This is a genomic window from Pseudoalteromonas sp. G5_S1_14_S5, from assembly GCF_054968605.1.
On record NZ_JBQKUM010000073.1, the window covers coordinates 1 to 24,292 of the forward strand.

General features: G+C 44.3%; 22 protein-coding genes. 6 read left to right on the forward strand and 16 right to left on the reverse strand.

What is annotated here, in order from left to right; translation table 11 throughout:
• Positions 1–189: 189 nt before the first annotated feature.
• Both ACTRWI_RS18070 and btsR read left to right on the forward strand, forming a co-directional pair.
• On the forward strand, positions 190–1,860 hold the full coding sequence (locus ACTRWI_RS18070) for a LytS/YhcK type 5TM receptor domain-containing protein (protein ID WP_499133183.1): 1,671 nt from the start codon (positions 190–192) through the stop codon (positions 1,858–1,860).
• A gap of 102 nt (positions 1,861–1,962) precedes the next feature.
• A complete protein-coding gene (gene btsR / locus ACTRWI_RS18075; protein ID WP_061033337.1) occupies positions 1,963–2,694 on the forward strand; it encodes a two-component system response regulator BtsR in 732 nt (243 codons plus the stop codon).
• A gap of 105 nt (positions 2,695–2,799) precedes the next feature.
• On the opposite strand, the gene ispH is transcribed toward btsR, so the two are convergent.
• The 6 genes from ispH to murJ all read right to left on the reverse strand — a co-directional run bounded on the left by ispH (position 2,800) and on the right by murJ (position 10,617).
• The gene (gene ispH / locus ACTRWI_RS18080) at positions 2,800–3,744 is read right to left on the reverse strand and encodes a 4-hydroxy-3-methylbut-2-enyl diphosphate reductase (protein ID WP_061033402.1); all 945 of its coding nucleotides are present in this window, start codon (positions 3,742–3,744) and stop codon (positions 2,800–2,802) included.
• 148 nt (positions 3,745–3,892) lie between these two features.
• Positions 3,893–4,363: an FKBP-type peptidyl-prolyl cis-trans isomerase gene (fkpB, locus tag ACTRWI_RS18085; protein ID WP_499133184.1), complete on the reverse strand. Its 471-nt coding sequence runs from the start codon at positions 4,361–4,363 to the stop codon at positions 3,893–3,895.
• 120 nt (positions 4,364–4,483) lie between these two features.
• Entirely contained in the window at positions 4,484–4,984 is a 501-nt protein-coding gene (gene lspA / locus ACTRWI_RS18090) for a signal peptidase II (protein ID WP_004739521.1), read from the reverse strand.
• A gap of 160 nt (positions 4,985–5,144) precedes the next feature.
• Complete coding sequence (gene ileS / locus ACTRWI_RS18095) at positions 5,145–7,985, reverse strand: isoleucine--tRNA ligase (protein WP_499133185.1); 2,841 nt, start codon at positions 7,983–7,985, stop codon at positions 5,145–5,147.
• Between the two features lie 63 nt (positions 7,986–8,048).
• Complete coding sequence (gene ribF, locus ACTRWI_RS18100; protein WP_499133186.1) at positions 8,049–8,984, reverse strand: bifunctional riboflavin kinase/FAD synthetase; 936 nt, start codon at positions 8,982–8,984, stop codon at positions 8,049–8,051.
• Between the two features lie 70 nt (positions 8,985–9,054).
• Positions 9,055–10,617: a murein biosynthesis integral membrane protein MurJ gene (gene murJ, locus ACTRWI_RS18105; RefSeq protein ID WP_499133187.1), complete on the reverse strand. Its 1,563-nt coding sequence runs from the start codon at positions 10,615–10,617 to the stop codon at positions 9,055–9,057.
• Between the two features lie 251 nt (positions 10,618–10,868).
• Here murJ and rpsT point away from each other — a divergent pair, with 251 nt between their 5' ends.
• Positions 10,869–11,129, forward strand: coding sequence for a 30S ribosomal protein S20 (rpsT, locus tag ACTRWI_RS18110; protein ID WP_004739529.1), 261 nt, complete (start codon positions 10,869–10,871; stop codon positions 11,127–11,129).
• Positions 11,130–11,436: 307 nt separating this feature from the next.
• On the opposite strand, the gene ACTRWI_RS18115 is transcribed toward rpsT, so the two are convergent.
• Positions 11,437–11,730: an ArsR/SmtB family transcription factor gene (locus tag ACTRWI_RS18115; protein ID WP_004739532.1), complete on the reverse strand. Its 294-nt coding sequence runs from the start codon at positions 11,728–11,730 to the stop codon at positions 11,437–11,439.
• A 100-nt stretch (positions 11,731–11,830) separates the two neighbouring features.
• Positions 11,831–12,721, reverse strand: a complete 891-nt coding sequence (gene nhaR, locus ACTRWI_RS18120; RefSeq protein ID WP_004739533.1) for a transcriptional activator NhaR — start codon at positions 12,719–12,721, stop codon at positions 11,831–11,833.
• 389 nt (positions 12,722–13,110) lie between these two features.
• Between nhaR and ACTRWI_RS18125 the strand changes: the two genes are divergently transcribed.
• On the forward strand, positions 13,111–14,256 hold the full coding sequence (locus ACTRWI_RS18125; protein ID WP_004739535.1) for a Na/Pi symporter: 1,146 nt from the start codon (positions 13,111–13,113) through the stop codon (positions 14,254–14,256).
• A gap of 84 nt (positions 14,257–14,340) precedes the next feature.
• On the forward strand, positions 14,341–14,523 hold the full coding sequence (locus ACTRWI_RS18130) for a hypothetical protein (RefSeq protein WP_499133188.1): 183 nt from the start codon (positions 14,341–14,343) through the stop codon (positions 14,521–14,523).
• Between the two features lie 213 nt (positions 14,524–14,736).
• Here ACTRWI_RS18130 and ACTRWI_RS18135 read toward each other — a convergent pair whose 3' ends face one another.
• From ACTRWI_RS18135 to rppH, 5 genes are read right to left on the reverse strand one after another with little or no spacing between them, the layout of a single operon-like run.
• Positions 14,737–15,588, reverse strand: a complete 852-nt coding sequence (locus ACTRWI_RS18135) for a thymidylate synthase (RefSeq protein ID WP_499133189.1) — start codon at positions 15,586–15,588, stop codon at positions 14,737–14,739.
• Positions 15,589–15,597: 9 nt separating this feature from the next.
• Positions 15,598–16,419 carry a prolipoprotein diacylglyceryl transferase gene (lgt, locus tag ACTRWI_RS18140; RefSeq protein WP_008221585.1) on the reverse strand — a complete coding sequence of 274 codons (822 nt, stop codon included), beginning with the start codon at positions 16,417–16,419 and terminating at the stop codon, positions 15,598–15,600.
• 55 nt (positions 16,420–16,474) lie between these two features.
• Complete coding sequence (locus ACTRWI_RS18145) at positions 16,475–17,266, reverse strand: sulfite exporter TauE/SafE family protein (RefSeq protein WP_499133190.1); 792 nt, start codon at positions 17,264–17,266, stop codon at positions 16,475–16,477.
• A gap of 8 nt (positions 17,267–17,274) precedes the next feature.
• Entirely contained in the window at positions 17,275–19,524 is a 2,250-nt protein-coding gene (ptsP, locus tag ACTRWI_RS18150; protein WP_499133192.1) for a phosphoenolpyruvate--protein phosphotransferase, read from the reverse strand.
• 2 nt (positions 19,525–19,526) lie between these two features.
• Positions 19,527–20,045 (reverse strand): RNA pyrophosphohydrolase, encoded by a 519-nt coding sequence (rppH, locus tag ACTRWI_RS18155; protein WP_499133193.1) that lies wholly within the window; start codon positions 20,043–20,045, stop codon positions 19,527–19,529.
• 616 nt (positions 20,046–20,661) lie between these two features.
• On the opposite strand from rppH, the gene mutH reads away from it, so the two are divergent.
• Complete coding sequence (gene mutH, locus ACTRWI_RS18160) at positions 20,662–21,327, forward strand: DNA mismatch repair endonuclease MutH (RefSeq protein WP_499133194.1); 666 nt, start codon at positions 20,662–20,664, stop codon at positions 21,325–21,327.
• A gap of 54 nt (positions 21,328–21,381) precedes the next feature.
• On the opposite strand, the gene ACTRWI_RS18165 is transcribed toward mutH, so the two are convergent.
• From ACTRWI_RS18165 to vpsR, 3 genes are all read right to left on the reverse strand, one after another.
• Positions 21,382–21,693 carry a DUF6482 family protein gene (locus tag ACTRWI_RS18165; RefSeq protein WP_499133195.1) on the reverse strand — a complete coding sequence of 104 codons (312 nt, stop codon included), beginning with the start codon at positions 21,691–21,693 and terminating at the stop codon, positions 21,382–21,384.
• A gap of 198 nt (positions 21,694–21,891) precedes the next feature.
• Entirely contained in the window at positions 21,892–22,143 is a 252-nt protein-coding gene (locus ACTRWI_RS18170; RefSeq protein ID WP_499133196.1) for a DUF1127 domain-containing protein, read from the reverse strand.
• A 583-nt stretch (positions 22,144–22,726) separates the two neighbouring features.
• Complete coding sequence (gene vpsR, locus ACTRWI_RS18175) at positions 22,727–24,061, reverse strand: cyclic-di-GMP-binding transcriptional regulator VpsR (protein ID WP_499133197.1); 1,335 nt, start codon at positions 24,059–24,061, stop codon at positions 22,727–22,729.
• Positions 24,062–24,292: the final 231 nt, after the last annotated feature.

Below are 24,292 nucleotides of genomic sequence, written 5' to 3' on the forward strand. Positions count from 1 at the left end.
GTAATCACTCAGTGATTCATGGATATTAAGACTAAAGCCCATCCCCTGTGATGGGCTTTATTGTCTGTACTGGTTAAACAAGAAAGTGACAAGCGCTAATCGCTCGATGAAAGCCTTACAAATACAAGCAAAACTACCCTTACCACACAATGAGCTTTACACTTAACTAGCGTCTCAATAGGTGAAAATATGGAACTCATTCTCTCTCTTCTTCAACAAACCTGTGTCTACTTAGTGATCGCTTACATGCTAAGTAAAACCCCACTGATTCTTCCATTGTTGAGCATCTCTTCACGCTTAAGCCATAAGATCAGCTGTTACGTTCTGTTCTCTTTGTTCTGCATTATGGGCACCTACTTTGGCCTACAGATAAATGACGCTATCGCCAACACGCGTGCAATGGGCGCGGTGATGGGTGGCCTATTTGGTGGCCCTGTGGTTGGTTTTGCAGTGGGTTTTACTGGTGGGATTCATCGTTACTCATTAGGTGGCTTCACCGACTTGGCATGTGCGATTTCAACCACTTCAGAGGGCCTGATTGGTGGTTTGCTGCATGTGTACTTAGTCAGAAAGAACAAAGCCAGCCAGCTATTTAACCCAATGGTAGTGTTCTCTGTGACGCTATTTGCAGAGATCATTCAGATGTTGATTCTGCTTGCGGTCGCTAAACCGTTTGAACAGTCTTACGCGCTGGTTTCCGACATTGCAGCTCCGATGATCATTGCCAACTCTGTGGGTGCAGCACTGTTCATGAGTATCATCCAAGACCGTAAAACCATCTTTGAGAAATACTCAGCGACCTTCTCGCGCCGCGCACTGACCATTGCTGAACGTTCGGTGGGTATTCTTCACGGTGGTTTCACATCTGATAACGCGCAGAAGATTGTGCGTATCATCTACGAAGAGACCAACGTTGGCGCTGTGGCTATCACTGACCGAGAAAAAATTCTCGCTTTCGTTGGCATCGGCGATGAGCACCATATTCCAAACACCCCTATTTCATCGCAAAGCACACTGACTTCGATGGAACAGAACGACATCATCTACCTCGATGGCAAAGAGAACCCATACCAATGTTCTCTCTCGCAAGATTGTAAGTTGGGGTCTGCGCTGATTATCCCACTGCGTGCCGGTAACGAAGTCGTCGGCACCATCAAACTGTATGAGCCTAAACTGAAACTGTTTTCAACCATCAACATGTCGATGGCTGAAGGTATTGCTCAGCTGTTATCGAGTCAAATCCTGTTCAGCAACTATCAACAACAGCAAACCCTGCTCACTCAAGCTGAAATCAAACTGCTGCACGCACAGGTCAACCCACATTTCTTGTTTAATGCACTCAACACCATCAGTGCCGTAACACGTCGTAACCCAGATAAAGCACGTGAGCTCATTCAACACCTGTCTCATTTCTTCAGAAGTAACCTCAAGCAGAATATTAATACCGTGAAGCTCAAAGACGAGCTCGCGCACGTTAATGCGTACCTGACGATTGAAAAGGCACGCTTTACTGACCGTTTAGAGATTGAATGGAACATAGACCCACAACTGTTTGAGTCACAACTGCCAAGCTTTACCCTACAACCTCTGGTTGAAAATGCCATTAAACACGGGATTTCAAATATGCTGGAAGGCGGAAAAGTGAAGATCTACAGCGAAGCTTTCCAATGTGGATTTAAACTGATCGTCGAAGACAACGCTGGTAACTACCAAAAGCCATCTCAAGATCATGTTGGATTAGGGATGGAAATTGTTGATAAACGACTCACTAATTTCTTTGGACAAGACTCAGCACTAAAAATAGAATCTCAACCACAGCAATTTACTCGAATGAGCTTTATCATACCTATACTAAAATAAAAGTGTTTTCGTAGGTAATCGCTTCTCAGTAGCGACATTTAGAAGCAAACATTTAACAATAAGCGGAATAAGCAGGGACAGAACAAAAATGAAGATTGTAGGATGTTAAAAGCACTCGTTATCGATGATGAGCTTTTTGCTCGCGAAGAGCTGATTGAGTTACTGACTGAAACGGGGGAAGTGGAAGTCATCGGTCAAGCAAGCAACGCGATCGAAGGACTTAAGCAGATCAACCTTCTTAAACCCGACGTGGTGTATCTAGATATTCAGATGCCTCAAGTTACGGGTATTGAGTTGTTGAGTATGCTTGACCCAGATACCATGCCTTACGTGGTATTTGTGACTGCTTACGACCAATATGCGATTCAAGCCTTTGAAGACAACGCCTTTGATTACCTACTTAAACCCGTTGAGCCCTGCCGACTCAATAAAAGTGTCTCTCGACTGAACAAAGTCGTTAAGCAGAACCAAAAAGCACCAGAGCAAGATGTTGCTTCGATTGCCCCTTCCCGCTTAGAACAAATTCCGTGTATTGGTCACAACCGCATTGTGATCATGGCGAGTCAAAGTGTCGAATGTGCCTATTCTGATATCAGCGGCGTGCATGTTCGTTGTTCATCGCAAACGGCCACTTCACAGTTAACGCTAAAGATCTTAGAAGAGAAGACCGATTTGATCCGCTGTCACCGACAATATTTGATCAACATAAAGTCGATCCAAGAGATCAAGTTGCTCGAAAATGGATTAGCGGAGATCGTCACGCTTACCGGCTTTGAAGTGCCTGTGAGCCGTCGCTATCTCAAGACACTAAAAGAACAACTCGGTATCCAATAGCTTATTAAAGCGTACGATCAAAAAAGCCAACGTATCAACGTTGGCTTTTTTACTGCTTGCGAATCGACTGTATGACGAATCGTTAATGTCACAAATCGATTGAGATTAATCGACTTGTTTAATCTGTAGCTCTTTTGGTACTTCGAAGAACATGTTCTCTTCACGACCTTGAATCTCTTCAACGTCAGTAGCACCAAGCTCGCGAATGCGATCTAAAATTTGATTTACCAGCTCTTCAGGAGCAGATGCACCAGCCGTTACACCGATTTTCTTCTTGCCTTCAACCCATTCTGTTTGAATATCTTCCGGGCAATCCGTTAGGTAACCAGGTGTGCCTAATTTCTCAGCCAGCTCTTTCAAACGTGTTGAGTTCGATGAGTTCTTAGAACCAACTACAATCACAACGTCAACGTCGTTTGCCATCTCACGCACAGCGTCTTGGCGGTTTTGAGTCGCGTAACAGATGTCATCTTTACGAGGGCCTTGAATCTCAGGGAATACGCGACGTAACTCTTCGATTACGTCAGCTGTCTCATCAACAGATAGCGTCGTTTGGCTCACATAGTGCAGGTTAGTTGGATCGTTCACCACAAGGTTTTGTACGTCTTCTGGCTTCTCAACCAAATACATACCACCCGTTTGGCTCGCGTATTGACCCATAGTCCCTTCAACTTCAGGGTGACCTGCGTGACCAATCAGTACCACTTCCATATGTTTGCGGCTCGCACGAGCAACCTCCATATGAACTTTAGTTACCAAAGGGCACGTTGCATCGAATACCGTTAGCTCGCGCTCTTTCGCTTCTTTACGAACTGCTTGAGACACGCCGTGAGCAGAGAAGATCACGATGTTATCATCTGGCACTTCGCTAAGTTCTTCGACAAAAATAGCACCACGTTGTTTTAGCCCCTCAACAACAAAGCGGTTGTGTACCACTTCATGACGAACGTAGATCGGTGGCTGGTACATTTCGAGTGCGCGCTCGACAATGCTGATCGCACGATCAACACCGGCACAAAAGCCACGAGGGTTAGCTAACATTATTTTCATTTCATTGCTCATCATTTACCGCGGTACTAAGGTTGTTTCTATTGAGTTCGCCGTCGGCGAGGCTCGCATTCTACAGTGAAGCGCCAAGACAGTGAAGCTCTGGGTGACATCACAGCTGTAAGGCGGTGTTATTCTCACGTTCAGAGAGTTAGTCGACAGCTAAGATATTGACGTCAAACGTAACATCTTGGCCTGCAAGTGGGTGGTTAAAATCAACCGTCACAGAATCGCCAGCGATCTCAGTGATAATACCTGGGATTTCCATACCGTCAGGGCCAGAAAATGCCATGATAGTGCCCACTTCAACCTCAGAGTCGCCAACAAATTTAGCACGGTCCATATGATGGATATGATCTGGATTAGGCATACCAAACGCATCTTCCGCTTTCAGGTCGATAGACTTTTCAGTACCCGCTTCAAGCCCAATTAAGCACGCTTCAAAGTTCTCGCTGAGGCTGCCATCGCCCATCACGAACTTCGCAGGTTTCCCCATATTTTCGGTGCTATCGGCAACTGAACCATCCTTCATCTTAATCGTAAAATGTAGGGTTACTGCTGAATCATTTTTAATTGCTGCCACGTTACTTTCCTTAGACTTCTTTATTATTTGAGGATGCATTTTGCTTTGCTTCCTTGTTGACTGAAGCATAAAAAAAAGCGCCACCGGAATCAACCGACAGCGCTTAGGGCTATTCTATTCTGTGAGTCATAGACTGACTTTAGAGCATCTATTTAAAAGCTATTTGCTTTCGTCTTTCTTACGGAAACCATCTAGGATGATCATCGCCGCACCAATACAAATTCCCATATCGGCTAAGTTGAATGCTGGCCAGTGGTAAGTACCCCAGTAGAAATCTAAGTAATCGACAACAAAACCATGTACGACACGGTCAAAGACATTACCTACCGCACCACCAATGATGATGGCATAAGCGATGTTGTTCCACTTTTCTGTCGCTGGTAGCTTGCTCATCCAGTACGTCAGCATACCCGTTACAGCAAAGGCAATACCGGTAAATAGCCAACGCTGCCAACCACTTTGATCACTTAAGAAACTGAATGCGGCACCGTAGTTGTGAACGTACAAAAAGTTAAAGAAAGGCAACACTTCGATACGGTTTGCCCAGCCATAACCCATGTTGTCCATGACAAAGAGTTTGATGCCAATGTCTGCAAGAAAAACCAGCAGAGCTAACCATAACCAACGTACACCAGATTGTTTTAACGAAACTTCACTCATTTCTATTCCTAGTATTTACGAAGCGATTCCTCATTCGCACACTCGATTTGAGTCGCTATGAATAATCAGCTTGGTTAAACACATTTCCTATAACTAAAAATAACCCCAGTTGATACTGGGGCTATGATTTTTACAAAAAGTTCAGTCTTTCTCTGAGTCGTTATGCGAACTTACGCACTTCGCCTTCACCATCAACGTTTGATACACAGCGGCCACAGATTTTCTCGTGTCCTTCAATTGTGCCTACGTCTGGTGTGTGGTGCCAACAACGGTCACACTTCTCAGCTTCTGTTGCTGCAACTTCAACGAATAGACCTTCAACGTCTGTCGCTTGAGCCGCATCAGACTTCTCGCTCAGTGGCTTAACAACTGCAGCAGAAGTGATAAGCACGAAACGTAGTTCATCTTCTAGCTTGTTGATCTTAGCCGCTAGTGCATTGTCAGCGTACAGAGTTACTTCAGCTTGCAGTGCACCACCGATTGTTTTCTCTTTACGAGCGTCTTCAAGAAGCTTGTTCACAGCGCCACGAACCGTTTGGATTTCAGCCCAGAATTCGTTGCTTAACTCTTCGCCTTCAGCAAGACCAAATAGGCCTTCGTACCATTCGCCAGTAAATACGAACTTGTCACGAGCGCCAGGCATCTCGTTCCAGATTTCATCTGCAGTGAACGACATGATAGGTGCCATCCAACGAACTAGAGCTTCTACGATGTAGTAAAGCGCAGTCTGACAGCTACGTTGAGCATGGCTGCCCTGCTTTGCTGTGTACTGACGGTCTTTGATTACGTCTAGGTAGAACGAACCCATTTCGATAGAACAGAACTGCATTAGACGCTGAGTTACACCGTGAGTGTTGTAATCGCCGTATGCTTTCACGATCTCTTCTTGTGCAGCTTGAGCACGGCCAACAGCCCAGCGATCAAGTGCAACCATCTCTTCAGCAGGCACTAGGTCAGTTTCAGGGTTGAAACCGCTTAGGTTCGCTAGGAAGAAACGAGCTGTGTTACGAATACGACGGTAAGCATCAGCAGAACGCTTCAGGATTTCATCAGAAACCGCTACTTCACCCGTGTAGTCAGTAGAAGCAACCCATAGACGTAGGATATCTGCGCCTAGTTTGTTGGTTACGTCTTTAGGAGCAACAACGTTACCGATAGATTTAGACATCTTACGGCCGTTACCATCTACTACGAAACCGTGCGTTAACACTTGCTTATATGGTGCTTCATCTTTCATCGCGATAGATGAAATTAGAGAAGACTGGAACCAACCACGGTGTTGGTCAGAACCTTCAAGGTAAAGATCTGCACTGTTCCCGTTGTACTCTTCACGAGAATCAACAACAGAGAAGTGTGTAACACCTGAATCGAACCATACGTCTAGTGTATCTAGCACTTTTTCGTACTTGTCTGCGTCTTCAGCGCCCATAAGGTCTGCTGCGTCTACATCCCACCAAGCTTGAATGCCTTTCTCTTCAACTAGCTTCGCTACTTTTTCGATTAGCTCAGAGCTATCTGGGTGAAGTTCTGACGTTTCTTTATGAACGAACAGAGCAATTGGCACGCCCCAAGTACGTTGACGAGAGATACACCACTCAGGGCGACCTTCGATCATACCTTCGATACGGCTTTGACCCCACTCAGGCATCCACTCAACATTCTTCGTTGACTCTAGTGCTTTTGTACGTAGGCCAGCTTGATCCATAGAGATGAACCACTGTGGTGTTGCACGGAAGATGATTGGAGTTTTGTGTCTCCAACAGTGTGGGTAGCTGTGCTCGTAAGCGTGGTGATGCAGAAGTGCACCTTTCTCTTTCAGTACTTCTAAAACAGAGTCGTTCGCTTTGAATACGTGCTGACCAGCAAATAGCTCGGTGTCAGGTAAGTAAACACCGTTTGAACCTACTGGGTTTGCTACTTCTAGACCGTACTTGTTACCAACAGCGAAGTCTTCTTGACCGTGGCCCGGTGCTGTGTGAACCACACCAGTACCTGAATCAGTTGTTACGTGATCACCAAGGATCGCAGGAACAGTGAAATCGTAGAACGGGTGGTTGAACTGAGAAAGCTCAAGATCAGCACCAGTTGCAAAACCTAGGTTGTGGAAGTGCTCGATACCGGCACGATCCATTACATCTTTAGCTAGCTCAGAAGCAACGATGATACGCTGTGCAGCTTGATCGCCATTCGCTTCAACTTGGATAAGTACGTATTCAAGATCGTCACGTAGACATACTGCGCGGTTAGCCGGCAGAGTCCATGGTGTTGTTGTCCAGATAACGATAGAGATTTCGCCTTGGCCTTCGTGACCTTCAGCTAGCTTGAATTTAGAAACTAGCGCAGCTTCATCAGCCGCTGTAAATTTCACGTCGATTGATGGAGATACTTTATCTTTGTATTCAACTTCCGCTTCAGCCAGAGCAGAACCACAGTCAGTACACCAGTGAACAGGTTTAAAACCTTTCAGTAGGTGACCTTTGTCTGCGATTTTACCTAGAGAACGAATGATGTTCGCTTCTGTACCGAAATCCATAGTACGGTAAGGTTTGTCCCACTCGCCCATGATACCAAGACGTTTGAAGCTCTCTTTTTGACCTTCAACTTGTACCGCAGCGTACTTACGACACTCTTCGCGGAATTCAGCAGCCGAAATTTTCTGACCTGGCTTACCTTTCTTCTTCTCAACCATTAGTTCGATTGGAAGACCATGACAGTCCCAGCCAGGGATGTACGGTGCATCAAAACCAGAAAGGGTCTTAGATTTAATAATAATGTCTTTAAGAATCTTATTCAGCGCGTGGCCAATGTGAATGTCGCCGTTCGCGTATGGAGGGCCATCATGCAGTACGAAAGATTTTTTACCTTTCTTTGCCTTACGGATTTCGCCGTAAAGATCTTCTTTGTACCAACGCTTAAGCATTTCTGGCTCACGATTTGCCAGGTTGCCGCGCATTGGGAACCCTGTTTCTGGTAAGTTCAGGGTATCTTTATAATCACTCATCGATTCTTAATTCCGTTATATTGGGCGAAGTTAGACATTATGTTAATCGGTGGAATCATCCGATTAATTCTTTAGCTGAAGCAGCCACACCCTTGCGGCTTCAGCATCCAATTCTATTTGATTCTTTAATGCGTCGAACGATTCAAATTTCATCTCGTCGCGCAGTTTGTGCAAAAGTCGTACTTCTAACTGTTTACCATACAAATTGGCTTTAAAGTCAAAAAAGTGCACTTCTAATTGCTGCCTTACACCATTCACCGTTGGACGTTGTCCAATATTAGCAACGCCACCGACAGGAACCCCATCGATATCCAATGCTTCAACAACGTACACTCCCGACACAGGAGATACACAACGCTTTAATGGAATGTTAGCGGTAGGGAAACCTATGGTTCTCCCCAGTTTTCGACCATGGGATACGCGACCACTAATGCTGTAATCACGTCCTAACATGGTAGCACTTGCAGCCAAATCATCGACCGCTAATGCATTTCGTATCTCAGTACTGCTAACTCGTAATTGATTTAAGCAATAGCTTTGGGTGCTTACCACCTCAAAACCGTACTTCTCGCCCGCTTCTTGGAGCATAGCGAAATTGCCAGTGCGGCCTTTGCCAAAACAAAAGTCGTCACCAACCACCAAAAACTTCACGCCAAGCTTATCAACCAAAAGATCTTTAATGAATGCTTCAGCAGATAAACTTGCAAAGTACTGATTAAAATTGACACACAATAAACGACTGATATCTAGCTTACTCAGTTGTACGTACTTATCGCGTAAACGAGTTAAACGTGCCGGCGCTCTATCTCGGGCAAACAGCTCCATAGGCTGCGGTTCAAACGTCATAACAACAGAAGGGAACCCTAATGCTGCCGCTTGTTCAGAAACCTGGCTAAGAACCTCTTGATGTCCTAAATGAACACCATCGAAGTTACCTATGGTCAATACACAGCCGTGATGCTGCGCTTTAATATTGTGTATACCTCGGATCAGTTCCATTATGATCAGCTAAAACCTATTATTTGCATCATTCATTGTGTGAAACCGACGGATTATATACTAATCAGTATTAATCTGTCGCTGCTTTTAAATGTTTTACTCGGATACCTAAAACCAGTACCGAAACAATATAAACAAAGCCACCAAGTCCAATCAAGCCTGTTAGCATCAGCGCTCTCTGACTAAAGCTCCACTCAAGCCACTGTTGCATATTATCCAACTGCCAAAAAATAGCCGCGACCATCACGCCGCCAGAGACAACAAGCTTCGTGCAGAACAGCAAAGTGGTCTTTGTCAGCTTATAGACACCAGCAAGATGTAAGCCACGGTATAACAAGGCCATATTCACAAAGGCTGACAGAGCGGTTGCAACCGCCAAACCTATATAGCCATAGAAATAAGCAAAGATAGCGTTAAATACCATGTTCGTGACCATCGCGATAATGCCGTACTTCACCGGAGTTTTCGTGTCTTGACGAGAGTAATACCCCGGAGCCAAGACTTTAATCAGCATGAAGTTAAGCAAGCCAGAGGCGTACGCTACTAAAGACGTCGATGCCTGTTGCACGTCGTGTGGAGAGAACTCACCACGCATGAATAGCACCATCAGCATTGGTTTCGCTAAAACAATAAGCCCCAACATAGCCGGAATGCCAAGCAGTAGCACCATACGCACGCCCCAGTCCATGGTGTGTGCAAACCCTTCTCCTTGAGCATTAACGTGCTTACGAGACAAAGCAGGAAGAATCACAGTCGCAATCGCAATACCGAATAGGCCCAGTGGGAACTCAAGCAATCGATCTGAGTAGTACAACCAACTAATAGAGCCTGTCGCTAGGAAGCTGGCAATGAAGGTATCAAACAGTAGGTTGATTTGGCTGACTGACACACCAAACAGAGCTGGAATCATTAATGTGCGAATCTTAACGACGCCAGGATCTCTCCAGCCCCACTTCGGCTTAACCAATACGCCCGCTTTAATAAGGAAAGGCATCTGGAAAAGGAATTGAACTAAACCACCAAGAAACACACCGATCGCCAAGCCGATTTCTGGCTGCTCTAAATTCGGAGAAATAAACCACGCTGCGCCGATGATCATGACATTCAAAAACACAGGGGTAAAAGAGGAGACCGCAAACTTACCCAGAGTATTGAGAATGGCACCAGATAACGCAACAAAAGTGATGAACCATAAATATGGGAAGGTAATCTTGAGCATAAAGCTCGCTAGCTCGAACTTAGGAGCTGCAGGGCCATCATTGAGCCAGTCGATAAACCAGCCCGCACCAAACAGCGCGGTAATCGCTCCAGAGCCCAGCACACCGATAATGGTAACAATAGAGACTAATACCCCGAGCGTACCTGACACCTTAGCGATTAAGTCTCGGGTTTTCTCTTTATCACCCGCCGCGTGATATTCCGTTAATACTGGGACAAACGCTTGAGAAAAGGCACCTTCTGCAAACAGTCGACGTAAGAAATTCGGGATTTTATTAGCGAAGAAAAATACGTCGGCACTCGCTCCTGCTCCCATCAAATTTGCTACTACTACATCACGTACTAGCCCCAATACACGGGAAACAAAAGTCATTGCACTGACAATCAGGCCTGACTTTAATAGTCGTTTACTCACAGAAACCTCTGACACTGGTTGATTACTTTTAAGGGAGGATAAATACTATCCTGTCCTAAGAAGCATATTTATTAGCATTGGTCTAAAAATGCTGTTAGAATCCCCGCCATCTTAACCGCGATGACCTTTCCATTCCAAAGTTTGTTTGGCTACGATTGGTTTTTGCACAAATCATTTGACAATTAAGCGCTAATGAGGGATAGTCCTCGCCCTTAAATTGTCACCGAACTAAGTTTTTGGGAGTTAGACCCTTGGCAAACAGTAAATCTGCTAAGAAGCGCGCTATCCAAGCTGAGAAACGTCGCCAGCACAACGCTAGCCGTCGTTCTATGATGCGCACTTACATGAAAAAGACTATCGCAGCTATCGCAGCTGGTGATAAAGAAGCTGCAACTGCTGCTCTTGTAGAAGTTACACCACTTCTTGACCGTATGGCGACTAAAGGCCTTATTCATAAGAATAAAGCTGCACGTCATAAGTCTCGTTTCGCTGCTGCAATCAAAGCTCTTTAATAGAAATTTGATTACAACGCAAAACGAAAAAAACCGGCTTAGGCCGGTTTTTTTATATCTGAATTTTGAGTAACACAATTAAACGACTGACCGACAGTAGTTAAAAATAACAAACAGACTCAGATATCGACAGGGAATAAAACAGAGAAGAGTCAAATAGATAGGTAATGGCTAAATAGGTAGAAAGTAGATAAGTAGCTGAAATAGATAGTGAACAGACAGGTTTGAACGTTCGAAGCGAAATACTGACACTTCCTTGTGTCGACCTTATTCCTGATAAGAAACCACTTTTCTTACCAAAAATAAACTACTTGCAATATAGACCATGCAGTAGATTAATCATTGCTTTTACTTCTTCACTGCTCAATGTGTAATACACGGTTTGAGCTTCTTTGCGAGTATCGACCAAGCCATCTCTTCTCAACCAAGCAAGATGTTGAGATAAAGCCGATTGACTCAGTTCCAACTTACCACACAACTCCCCAACCGACAGCTCAGTACCATGTAAAAGGCACAAAATCTGTAAGCGACGTTCGTTGGCCATGGCTTTGAGTAGAATCACAGCTTGTGCTGAATTCTTCTCCATCTCTTTTAAGTTCATAGTTTGGCTCCCTACAACCTTTACGCCAACTACGGGCTATCAGTATTTACGGCATATTGCGGGGTTATCATAGTCGATATCAATTCATTAACAAACTACCTCATTCGAACAATTTGCTAAAATCTGCGTCACATACATTTTTTACGGCTGGATGCTGGATCATCCTCTCAGCAAAAATAACGTAGTACTCTTCTTTTAACTCTTCAATACCGCCCAATAATTGCAAGGAAGTGTCTTGTTCCACTTCTGACATGTACAAGGTTGGGGCTAAGAAAATAGCATCATGGTGGTAACGAGCGAACGCTTTCATCAATGCTGCGTCATCAAACTCGCCCAAAATATCCGGTTTTAGACCCTGTCTATCAAACCATTGCAGTATCTTGCGTCCCATTGAGGTTCGACTTCCCGGGATCAACAGCTTTCTTTGCTCTAATACGGCAGGGAAATTAACCCCTTTCACCTCACCAGAGCTGAAAAAGCTCATACCACTCTCCCCCAACTTCTTGCTGAATAAGCCAGGGCTTTGGCTAGAGTCCACTGGGCAGTCAGACAAGATCATATCGAGCTTATGTTGAGAGAGCTGTTCAAGCAACATTTCATGAGTCGATTCAAAACAGCGAAGGTGGATACTGTTATCTTCTGGAATCGTCGACATCAAGATCTTACTAACCAACCGTTTCGAAAGAGCGTCTGCCACACCGACATCAAACAGAATATTTGAGTGCTGACTGTAGTTCACGATATCCAGCATTTCGTAGCTCAGACCAAACATGCGATCCGCGTATTTGAAAACCAACTGCCCAAGCTCTGTTGGTTCAACACTGCGGCCATTTCGCTTAGTCAGCTTGCCGTCCATTCGCTCTTCTAATGCTTTTATCTGGCCAGTGACTGTTTGAGGTGTGAGAAATAGAGCCTCTGCTGCTTTGGTAACAGAGCCTTGCTTGCAGACCATCCAGAAGTAATAAAGATGGTTATAGTTGAGGTGCGACATAGGTGTGCCGTAATAAGAGAGTCGATTCCTTTTTATATCAAATATGACACCTACACTCAACAAACTCGGAAAAACCATACATAAAACCATTTAACTGCTAATTTTTTCGAGGTGTTTGATTTCATAATGTAATATTAACGCCAATTTTCTCAATTTTTTTCTAACTTTTAAGATCTATACCACCCATCAAAAACCGCAATAAAATCATTTATAAACATACACTTAAAACAAAATTATTTACTGTCAGAATATTTAAACAGTAAATCATCACAAAAAAGTCCCGCCTCAACCAAAATGTAATATTACTGAAATATTTCCCCTCTAACATCACGCTCAGATTAAACAAACAGACCAAACACAGACTTAAACGGTCCTATGGAGAAAACATTATGAACCAAGCTACTACTGCAGCAGCGCCTATTTCGAGCACAACTCGTTGGCTACGCTGGGCTAACTTGGCATTCATGCTTTACTTACTATTACTTTCAGTTTCAATGGTTGGTACAGGCTTCAAATGGGCAACAGGCGAACAAGCAAAGGTTCTTTTTGAATTTGCTTCACACCCAGTTGCAGGCTTAATGATTGGTTTAGTTGCAACCGCACTTATTCAATCATCAAGTACAGTTACTTCAATTATCGTTGGCCTTGTGGCAGGTGGTTTACCTGTTGAGCTAGCAATCCCTATGATCATGGGTGCAAACATTGGGACTACGGTAACCAATACGCTAGTTAGCCTTGGTCACGTTCGTTGTAAAGAAGAGTTCAAACGCGCATTCGCAAGTGCGACGATTCACGACTTCTTCAATCTATTGGCTGTAGCTATTTTCCTACCGCTAGAGATGGCGTTTGGTATTCTAGAGAAGATTTCTCACTGGTTGGTATCTCCGATGCTAGCAACAGGTGATATGAGCATGAAGGGCCTTAACTTCATCAAGCCAATCACTAAACCAGTAGTAAGCGCAATTAAAGAGCCTCTATCAACATTTGGCGACACGATTGGCGGCATCATGCTTATCGCTCTAGGTATCGCAACGATCTTCGTAGCTATCACTGTTATGGGTAAGCTGATGAAGAGCCTGATGGTTGGTCGTGCTCGTGAGATTCTTAAGAACGCAATTGGTCGTGGTCCAATCCACGGCATCGCTTCTGGCTCTATCGTTACTATCCTTGTTCAGTCTTCTTCAACGACAACAAGCTTAATGGTTCCACTAGTAGGCTCAGGTGTTCTTAAAGTACGTGATGTTTACCCATTCACTCTAGGCGCAAACATAGGTACATGTATTACCGCTCTGCTTGCAGCAACAGCAGTATCAGGTGAGTTTGCAGTATTCGCACTACAGATTGCTCTAGTACACTTGGTGTTCAACATCATGGCAACGGTATTCATCTTCGGTATCCCGTTCCTACGTGAGCTACCAGTTAAAGCGGCAGACATGATTTCAGACATGGCTGTGAAGAACAAAGCTGTTGTTGCCGGTTACCTTGTTGCGGTATTCCTTGTACTGCCAGGCACAATCTTGTCTCTGACTGCTTAATAGAAAAATACACATCGCTTATAGCAAGGCCCGCAACCTAGGTTGCGGGCTTTTTCTATTTTAAGAGCAGATTCGAGTCAACGAGTGGCGAAGGGCCAGAAGCAGATTAGAGATATGGGTAAGCGAGTAACGAAAAACACGAACTGTGATAGCCGTACTTGGTATATCGCCGACTCAAACCTAGGTATGCTTTTCGTATTCCTAATCTCATTTGCTCGCTTATACTCTTATTTCTTCGAACCTCAAATCCCGTTCAATCGCATCTAAAACCCGTCATTCTCTACAGCGAAGAAAGAGTATGAGAGGAAATCTATCACAGGGACCCAGAGGTTCATTACTCCCTCCTACGTCGATCTAGGGAATGACAGGGGCTTTGAGCTTCATATCTCGTTTACTCGAATCTAATCCCTACATTAACTGCTCTTCAGATACAAAAAAGGCTGCACAGTGACAGCCTTTCAATCAAAAAAACGGATTTGATTAAACCGAGAATGGATACTTAATCGCTTCGTGGCACTCGTAACCTTCAACCCAGAAGTCATCCATCGTTACCCAAGTTTCTAAATCCTCTAGAGACTTAATTTCAGGGTTGATATGGAACGTTGGGCCCGCTAGAGGCTCTCGCTTTAGCTGAATATCACGCATAGGTGCCAGTTGGTCTTCATAGATATGAGCATTAACTAACTTGTGGTAAGCCACACCCGCTTTTTTACCTGTGATTTGCGCCATGATCGCTAGGAACACGTACACTTGAACCATGTTGAAGTTCAGGCCTAATGGTACATCACAAGAGCGCTGAGTACTGTTTAGGTACAGAGTGTCACCAAGTAGAGAGAAATGGTGGCTGTACATACACGGACGCAAGCAGCCCATGTGGAACTCGCCTGGGTTGTAGAAGTTTAAGATCTCACCACGGTCATCGATACCATTCGTCAGGTCATCTACAATCTTCTTCAGTTGGTCAATATGACCACCATCAGGCTTTGCCCATGCTCGGCCTTGAACGCCATAAACACGCCCCATGTCATCTTCACCCTTACGGTAAGGATTGTTCAGCCATGCTTCGTTCAAGTTAGAGTTTGCGTCCCAAGTTTTTGTACCTAGTTTGCGAAAATCTTCAGCACTGTCGTAACCACGGATATAGCCAAGCAGCTCAGCAACTGCCGCTTTCCAAAAGCTCTTACGCGTTGTGACAAGCGGGAACTGGCTGTTACCAACATCATATTCAAGGTCAGCATTGATCACGGTTAGGCAGCGCTTGCCCGTGCGTTCATTTTCAATCCAAGTACCGTTATCAACGATACGCTGACAGAGATCTAAATACTGTTTCACACCAATTCCTTACTTCGTTTGTTGTGGTAATTCGTCTTTGTAGTGACCGCGCTTATATGCCCATACCATCATCAGCGCACCGATGATAACCATTGGCAGCGATAGGATTTGCCCCATAGAGATAAACCCGCCGAACAAGCCTAGATGAGCATCTGGTTCACGTACGTATTCAACTAAGAAGCGGAATGTACCATATCCTGCAAGGAATAACCCTGATACAGAACCAAGAGGACGCGGCTTTTTGATAAACCAGTTCAAGATGAAGAACAGCACAATACCTTCAAGCGCCATTTCATAAAGCTGAGATGGGTGGCGAGGAAGTGGACCGCCATTAGGAAATACGATTGCCCATGGCACATCTGTAACACGGCCCCAAAGTTCACTGTTCATGAAGTTGCCTAAACGCCCCATGCCTAGACCAAAAGGCACCAATGGTGCAATCATGTCTGCCACGCCAAAGAAGGTGCGACCATTCTTTTTCGCATACCAGAACATTGCGGTAATAACACCAAGCAAGCCGCCGTGGAAAGACATGCCGCCAGTCCATACCTTAAAAAGGTAAAGTGGATCCGCTAAGAAAAGATCAAAGTTGTAGAACAGTACGTAGCCAATACGACCACCAAGCACCACACCTAGAAAGCCAGCGAACAATAAGTCTGATACTTGCTCTCGAGTCCAACCGCTACCCGGCTGATCAGCTCGGCGATTTGCTAACCAAAGAGCAAACATAAAACCGACAAGGTACATTAGGCCGTACCAACGAACTGAGATTGGTCCTAGTTCAATAAGAACAGGATCGATATTTGGGAATTCAATAAAACCCTGAGACATACTTGGCTCTCTATCTAAATTGAATAACGATTAGCTCAATCGCTAACGAAAGACACTACAGCAGCATGGTCGCTGCTATAAACATTAAAAATACCGCAAAGAACTTCTTAAGTACTGGTGTTGGTAATTGCGTAGCCAGCTTCGCACCCACTCGAGTGGTCAGTACTGATGTGCACGATATCGCAACCAAGGCAGGTAGGTAGACATAACCAAGGCTAAACGCAGGCAGCCCCTCGACAGACGAGCCATGCCAAATAAATCCTAGCATCCCAGAGATAGCGATAACAAAACCACATACTGAAGATGAACCCACCGCTTTACGCATTTCCACACCATGATGGTTAAGGAAAGGCACAGACAAGGAACCGCCACCAATACCCGCTAGGCTTGAAACCAAACCAATGCACCCACCACATAACATGGTTGTCGCAGAGCCAGGCATCGCCTTTTTGCTCTGAGAACGAATCGACAACAGCATCTGCAGTGCCAGCACCAAAACAATGACACCAAAAACTTTAGGCAGGTATTGAGAAGGAATAACGTCAGCTACAAAAGAACCAAGAAAACCACCAACCACAACTCCCGGCATTAACCACTTAACGACAAAGATCTCGACGTTACCCAACTTTAAATGGTTAATCGCAGACGATCCTGACGTAACAATTATGGTGGATAGCGAAGTCGCCAATGCCATTTGCATTGCAAACTCTTGAGGAATACCCGCTTTTGGGAGCAAGAACAGTAAGGCCGGAACCACCAGCAACCCACCGCCAATACCCAGCAAGCCAGCTAAAACACCAACAACAGCACCAAGGCCTGCCAGCAAGCCTATCAGTTCATATGACACGTTAATTCCTATTTTTTACCTGCTCGAATGAAGCCTGTAAATTCACGCTCTTCGAAATAGTTCAGCATCATACTATAGATATCACTGCCATACGGCTTTGAAAGTGCCTTATTTGCCAAATCCTGTAATTCGATCAAGTTAGATTGGCGAATCAAATACTTGGTTCTAGCCACATTCGAGGTGTTCATACTTAACGTCTGATAACCCAATCCAAGCAGTAACAATGCACCCATTGGATCACCGGCTAGCTCTCCACAAATACACACAGGTAATTGATATTGCTTACAAGTATCATGAATCTGTTTCAATGCCATGATCACTGCAGGGTGCATAGATTCATAGACATCAGAGACTCGAGAATTGTTCCGATCAACGGCCAATAAATATTGGGTTAAGTCATTGGTTCCGACAGAAACAAAATCGACCTTGTCAGCAATCAGCGGTAGCAGATAGAGCATCGAAGGCACTTCAATCATGATACCGATACGAGGCATTCGTACTCGGTTATCAAGTTCATGCACTTCATCATAGGCTTGCTCAATCAACTGTAGTGCATCATCTAACTCCTGAGCGCTCGAGATCATCGGTAGTAGAATGCTCAAGTTATGGCTTTCACAACTCGCACGCAACATGGCACGCAGTTGGATAATGAAGATATCTGGATGATCCAGCGTAAAGCGGATACCACGCCAGCCAAGGAATGGGTTGTCTTCCTCGATTGGGAAGTAAGGTAATGCCTTATCACCACCAATATCAAGCGTACGCATCACCACTTGCTTATTAGGGTAGCTAGAAAGTACAGAGCGATACTGCTTGAACTGTTCATCCTCTGATGGGAAACGTTGTTGCAATAAAAAGGAGATTTCCGTTCGATACAGCCCAACGCCATCAACGCCTTGATTGATGGCAATATTGGTATCAGCGCTCAAGCCTGCATTAAGTAGGATTTCGACCTGTTGATCATCTTGGGTTTTCGCAGGTAGATACAGCTCGCGATTGACCATTGAGGAGAGCTCACTCTCTTCAAGAATCAGCCCGCGATACTCTTTGAGCAGGTTCTTAGTCGGCTCGATAAAGATCTCGCCACTATAACCATCGACGATGGCTTGCTTACCATTCGCCTGCTCGAGGTTAATGTTAACCCCCATCACCGAAGGAATGCCAAGCGCGCGAGATAAAATCGCAGCGTGCGAGTTCGCCGCCCCTTCCAATGAAATCACAGCCAACAGCTTCTCTTTTGGAATCGACGCTAATACAGAAGCCGTTAACTCACGAACCACAAGGATAATCGGTTTGTCTAAGGTGCGTAGTTCATATTCAGAGTTATGGAGGAAATACAACAGCCTTTGGCCGAGCTCTCGAATATCCTGCGCCCTTTCACGCAGATAAACATCCGACATACGAGCAAAGCGATTGGAATAACTCTCGACTACCTGCCTTAGGGCCCAGTCCGCTTTATCGCCTTTTTGAATTTGGCTTTTGAGATCCTTACGCAACATAGGATCGTTGAGTAAGTGCGTAAACAGGTCAAAGATCGCCAATGCATCTTTATTAATTTCACTGTCTAGGCGCTTTCGCATGCGCTTGAAGTCATTGAGGGCATTTTCAACTGCCACGGCCAATAACTCTTGCTCGCGCTCAATATTGAGCGTCGAAGCTGGATACACATCCGTTAATTCAGGTTGAGTGTTGTCCCACCACAGATCCCCAATAGCAACCCCAGATGAAGCGGCAATACCTTTGATGCCTGGCAGCTTTTGTTGCTCCAACAGCCAATGACCTTGAGTTTGGGCGTGCGCCACAATAACCGCAAGTTGAGCTGAGAGCGTAACAAGGAAAGACTCTTCCATCTCACTGAATAAGCGAGGCGTCTTTTGTTGAATAACCAATACACCAAGCACTTGCTTGCGATGGATGATAGGAGTGCCAAGAAAAGAGTGGTAAATGCTTTCTCCAAGCTCTGGAAAAAACTTATAAGCAGGGTGAGCAGACGCTTGTGCAAGGTTAATAGGTTCAGCGCTTCGTTTGACAAGGCCAACCAGACCTTCGTCGAAGCCAATGTGAATACTATTACCTTCAAAGATCAGGCCTTGAGTTGCCATCAACTCAAGGCGCTGCAGATCATTATTGGCTAAATACACGGTGCAACATTCCGTCTGCATCGCACTGCATGTCTCTTTAACTAGAATATCAAGTGCCGTCGATACATCTTCAACTCTTGATACGTGTTCAACTATTTCCCTTAGTTGACTGAGCATGCTTAACCTCTACGCAATTTGCGTTTTCCTTTTGTTTTTCGCTCTTTAAACGGCATTGCTAAAGATGCGAACTCTTTCATTGCTCGACGGTAAACATCTCGCTTAAAAGAAACAACTTGTCGAACTGGGTACCAGTAACTCACCCAACGCCAACCATCAAACTCAGGCGAACTCCCACGCTGCATATTGATACGCGATTCATCGCAATCTAAGCGTAAAAGGAACCACTTCTGTTTTTGTCCAATACAGACAGGTTTGGAATCCCATCGAACCAGTCGTTTGGGTAGCTTGTAGCGTAACCAATGACGACTTGTCGCGACGATCTTTACATCCTTTTTAGTAAGGCCAACCTCTTCATACAACTCACGGTACATTGCCTGTTCCGGAGTTTCACCTTCATCTATTCCCCCTTGAGGGAATTGCCATGAATGTTGCCCGTATCGTTTAGCCCAGAAGACCTGACCATGGTTGTTACAGATTACAATACCAACATTTAATCGGTAACCATCGCCATCTATCACTGGCCAACCTCTATCTAAATTTTTAATTACACCGATTTTTCCACATATCCCCAATTGGAGCAAACTTAGTGACGTGATAAGCGCTATATTTATGAATATTATCTATGAATATGGATAAGTTTTGCTCAAACTTGAGTTACCCACACAATAATGAGACCTAGACCACATTTATTCACCTTTTCTGTGAATAACTATGTGAAGAATTAGTCGCAATCGTTTTTATTAATCCATAGATTCATCAACACCAACACAACACCTTGAAGAAAATAAAAATTAAAATAATAAAAAACAATAACTTAATCAAAAAACACAAAAACAAAGCACGACAAAAAACCAAAAGATCTTTTGAAAACACAAGCTGCTCAAAGATCGACCACCCCGGTGTTTATCCACACTACCAAGTGAAAGATTCATTTTCCACCCCATTTGGCAAGCATTTTATCCACCCAAAAACCCTGTTTATTTATCCACCAAATTAATATTTCAATTAATTACCTTTATGTCCTGTGGATAACCCTAACTTTGATCCCTTTTTAGGCTAGGAGAACATTTATTAACCAGTCGTCATTTGGTGATATCTTCTGATAAAATCGTTTTTTTGATCATGCCTTTTAATATGAAACCAGAACCACAAACACAAGCAGAGTTGTTAGAGCGAGCGTATGCGATCGCCGGGATGACCTTCAAAGAGCTAGCCGATGAAGCAAAGATGGACATGCCTAATGATCTTAAACGAGATAAAGGATGGGTTGGACAGCTGTTAGAGTGGCACTTGGGCGCACCCGCTGGCAGTAAACCAGAACAGGATTTCGCGAAACTAGGCATTGAACTTAAGAGTATTCCTATTGGCTATTCTGGTAAGCCACTCGAAACCACCTTTGTTTGTGTTGCACCATTAATGGGTGTACAAGGGCTGACATGGGAGACCAGCCACGTTCGTAACAAGCTATCTAAAGTGTTGTGGATTCCGGTAGAAGGCGAAAGAGAAATCCCATTAGCAGAGAGACACGTTGGCTCACCACTATTGTGGACGCCAAGCGAGGCTGAAGACGAAATACTCAAAAGAGATTGGGAAGAGCTGATGGAGTTGATCGTTTTAGGGAATGTTGAACAGATCACTGCAAGACATGGAGAAGCACTGCATCTGCGTCCAAAGGCCGCAAACAGCCGCGTTTTGACTGAGGCCTATGGTGCGAGTGGCAAGCCAATCAAAACCAAACCTCGTGGATTCTATTTACGAACTCAATTTACTCATAACATACTCATTACACACTACGCATAGTACCTTGATAGCCATGCATCAATGACTAAAAAGTAAGGCGCTAAGGGCTTGTATCTAATGAGGTTTCAACGCTAATTCAATATCGCAGTAGCTTTGACTTGGCTCGTTACCAAATTCGTCGTAAGCATTGTGTAAACGAAGGTAGGCCTTCTCAAAACCTAGCCGGAGTAACTCCTGTTTCACTTGATCCAAAGATCCAAAGTGAAGCGGTTCACCATCTTGTTTTACAGGCTCTAGCTTGTGTTTGTACTCCACGGCTAGTAGATATTCTGAGATGTCAGAACAACCAATAACGTACACTTTCGGTGTCTGGTACGAGTCTTTGTGATCTCCATGTAACCACATGTCTAACTGATGCTTTTGCATAACGCCTCCCTTGCTCTCTTTAGCTTAGTAGAACTCTTTTTGTTTACTAGGGTGGGCTGATCTTTCAACTTAAAAAAGCAAAAAAGAGAAGCCAGTGCTTCTCTCTTTTTGCCAGTTCTAGTTCAAAGCTCCCACTTTGACACCTAACCATCACTGTCGATTATTTAAGGGATTGATGGTGCTATCAATCCCTACAGATTACGTCGGTATTCGCGCACTAAGGACACGACGAAGATGACGAACGCGACGTTCAATGGTGACCACTTCAGGTTCAGAGAAACCAATTGGACGACCATCGGCCTCAAGGCCAATATCTCTTAGCAAATGAGTATTGTGCCATGGTAGGTCTAGTGAATTACGACGTACTTTTCGCTGCCATTCCCGCTCTTCACGACGAAGATCGGCACGGATAAGGACTGTTGCTAATTTTAAATATACTGAGTGACGCATAATAACTCTCCAGTTGTGAATAAACTGAGGAAAAATAGCGTGTTAGATAGTATGAGGGCTTCTCACTTAGCTGCTATTTTTCCGCAGCCAAATAAGGATACGGATCTATTAGTTAGGTTTATCTTGGGTGTTTCGATCGGCCATGGCTGAGATTTGTGACGTAACAGTCACCATGTCAGTACACGGTTCAAACGATGCGCAAATGTGCTGTATAAAATCGAAATGTTTCATTTACGCCTCCAAGCTAACTAAAAAATCCAAAAGAAATGGGATAGTAAAAGCAGACAAGTCTTTGTTAAGTCGCTGCTTTCACGGTTAAAGTCTAACGAAGTGAGTATATTATTCAACCGATAATTGATTAACATTTTCAAAACAATGCATTCACCTAAAATATCAGTTGCATATTTGTTTACATATAAGATATTAACTATGATTATATAAAATCACAGCATATCTCTCTTAATGGCCAAGAGTTCACCTCTCGATTGTTCGAACATAGACGCAGCGATTAGCAACAAAAAAGCCACGCATCATGCGTGGCCTTAAATTTACACTAACTGATTTAATGACTTAGAAGAGGGTGCTACACGACATCCTCAGAAATCAGGCTGTGTTTATTCAGCAAACGGTACATGGTTGCCCGTGACACGCCAAGTTCCTTAGCGGCTAATGAAACCTGTCCACCATAAGATTCCAAGACGCTCAGTAAGGCGTCACGCTCTGAACGTTCACGAATGCTCTTCAAGCTACGTCGCTCATCATTCTGCTTTGGCAAATCAAGCTGCTGATCCTCAATGATCGCAGCATCCGACATCAACACAACGCGCTTTATCTGGTTCATCAATTCGCGGACATTGCCTGGCCAGTGGTAACGATTCATCGAACGAATGGCATCTTCCGAAAAACTCTTTGCCTGAGCATTAAACTCTTTCGAATACTCTCGTAGGAAATGATTGGCTAATACGGAAATATCACTCACGCGCTCTTTGAGGCTCGGTACATGAATGCGAAGCACATTAATGTAGTGATAAAGCTCTTCATTGAAATCCCCTTCGATTAAAGCTTTTTCAATATCAGACGAGTTTGCTGCCAGAATACGTACATCAACAGACTTAGGTCCATCGGCTGATTCAATCTTACCTTCCTGCAAAAAGCGCAACAGATTCAATTGTTGATTGCGTGGCATTGCTAAGACATCATTGAGCAAGATAGTGCCGCCATCAGCCTCCTCTAACATACAAGGAGAAGACATTGGCTGTTCGGAGATACCAAATACCTCAGATTCTATTCTCATTTCAGACAAGGCACGGCAGTTCACCGATAGAAATGGCTTTTGAGATCGTGATGAGTTTTGATGAATAGAGTGTGCAATCGTCTCTTTACCTGACCCGCTCTCTCCATAAATCAGAATACTGACATCCGTTGGGCCAATACGCTTCACTTGGTCTCTCAGGCGTTTCACAGCCACAGAGTCGCCTAGCAATCCCATATTATTGTTAACGCCATAGTTTGGCCATACTTTCTGCTCAAGCTTAAGCATTCCTAGCTGGTGACCAATTGTGCTTAATAGCTGGACGTCTGGGATAGGAGCGGTGAAAAAGTCGATACAAAAGTTAACGATAAACTGGCAGATCGTATCTGAACTTAATTGAGATTCACGGATAAACGCGAGCCATCTTACCTGCTTGTTGTTGCTCACAAGGTTAGCAATACCATTAAGGCTGAATTCATCATGGCTAAGATCCACAATGCCAATGCATGGACCAATTTCATTAATCAAGGCATCCGCTTTTCGTAAGTCGGCACACTGGGTACACTGCCAACCCACTTGCTCTAATACAGATAACCAGGGTTCGTACGCACCACCAACGACGATAAGAGAACCTGGCAAGGAATCCATCTTAAATTGAGTTCCCATCCTTCTTCCTTATTCTATTTTTATTTAAATCAGGCTAATACGAATCACCGCTTATTCGCTTGGCAAAATGCCGCGAAATCGTATTCAATGCAGAAACCTATAGTAGAGAGAATATCTTAGATTTTATGTCTCATTAGTAAGACTATGTCAGAAATAATGATTTTTCGAATCAAGAGTGCGGTACAGGCTGGGTTTTGAGGCCTAAAAACAGAAAAAGCCACCCGAAGGTGT

Coding starts and splice junctions, on each gene's coding strand:
- ACTRWI_RS18165 (WP_499133195.1), bottom strand. CDS start 21,693: ATGCAAAAGCATCAGTTAGACATGTGGTTACATGGAGATCACAAAGAC.
- ACTRWI_RS18125 (WP_004739535.1), top strand. CDS start 13,111: ATGAACCAAGCTACTACTGCAGCAGCGCCTATTTCGAGCACAACTCGT.
- fkpB (WP_499133184.1), bottom strand. CDS start 4,363: ATGCATCCTCAAATAATAAAGAAGTCTAAGGAAAGTAACGTGGCAGCA.
- lgt (WP_008221585.1), bottom strand. CDS start 16,419: ATGTCTCAGGGTTTTATTGAATTCCCAAATATCGATCCTGTTCTTATT.
- ileS (WP_499133185.1), bottom strand. CDS start 7,985: ATGAGTGATTATAAAGATACCCTGAACTTACCAGAAACAGGGTTCCCA.
- vpsR (WP_499133197.1), bottom strand. CDS start 24,061: ATGGGAACTCAATTTAAGATGGATTCCTTGCCAGGTTCTCTTATCGTC.
- ACTRWI_RS18170 (WP_499133196.1), bottom strand. CDS start 22,143: ATGCGTCACTCAGTATATTTAAAATTAGCAACAGTCCTTATCCGTGCC.
- lspA (WP_004739521.1), bottom strand. CDS start 4,984: ATGAGTGAAGTTTCGTTAAAACAATCTGGTGTACGTTGGTTATGGTTA.
- ACTRWI_RS18070 (WP_499133183.1), top strand. CDS start 190: ATGGAACTCATTCTCTCTCTTCTTCAACAAACCTGTGTCTACTTAGTG.
- btsR (WP_061033337.1), top strand. CDS start 1,963: ATGTTAAAAGCACTCGTTATCGATGATGAGCTTTTTGCTCGCGAAGAG.
- nhaR (WP_004739533.1), bottom strand. CDS start 12,721: ATGTCGCACCTCAACTATAACCATCTTTATTACTTCTGGATGGTCTGC.
- ribF (WP_499133186.1), bottom strand. CDS start 8,984: ATGGAACTGATCCGAGGTATACACAATATTAAAGCGCAGCATCACGGC.
- mutH (WP_499133194.1), top strand. CDS start 20,662: ATGAAACCAGAACCACAAACACAAGCAGAGTTGTTAGAGCGAGCGTAT.
- ispH (WP_061033402.1), bottom strand. CDS start 3,744: ATGAAAATAATGTTAGCTAACCCTCGTGGCTTTTGTGCCGGTGTTGAT.
- ACTRWI_RS18115 (WP_004739532.1), bottom strand. CDS start 11,730: ATGAACTTAAAAGAGATGGAGAAGAATTCAGCACAAGCTGTGATTCTA.
- ptsP (WP_499133192.1), bottom strand. CDS start 19,524: ATGCTCAGTCAACTAAGGGAAATAGTTGAACACGTATCAAGAGTTGAA.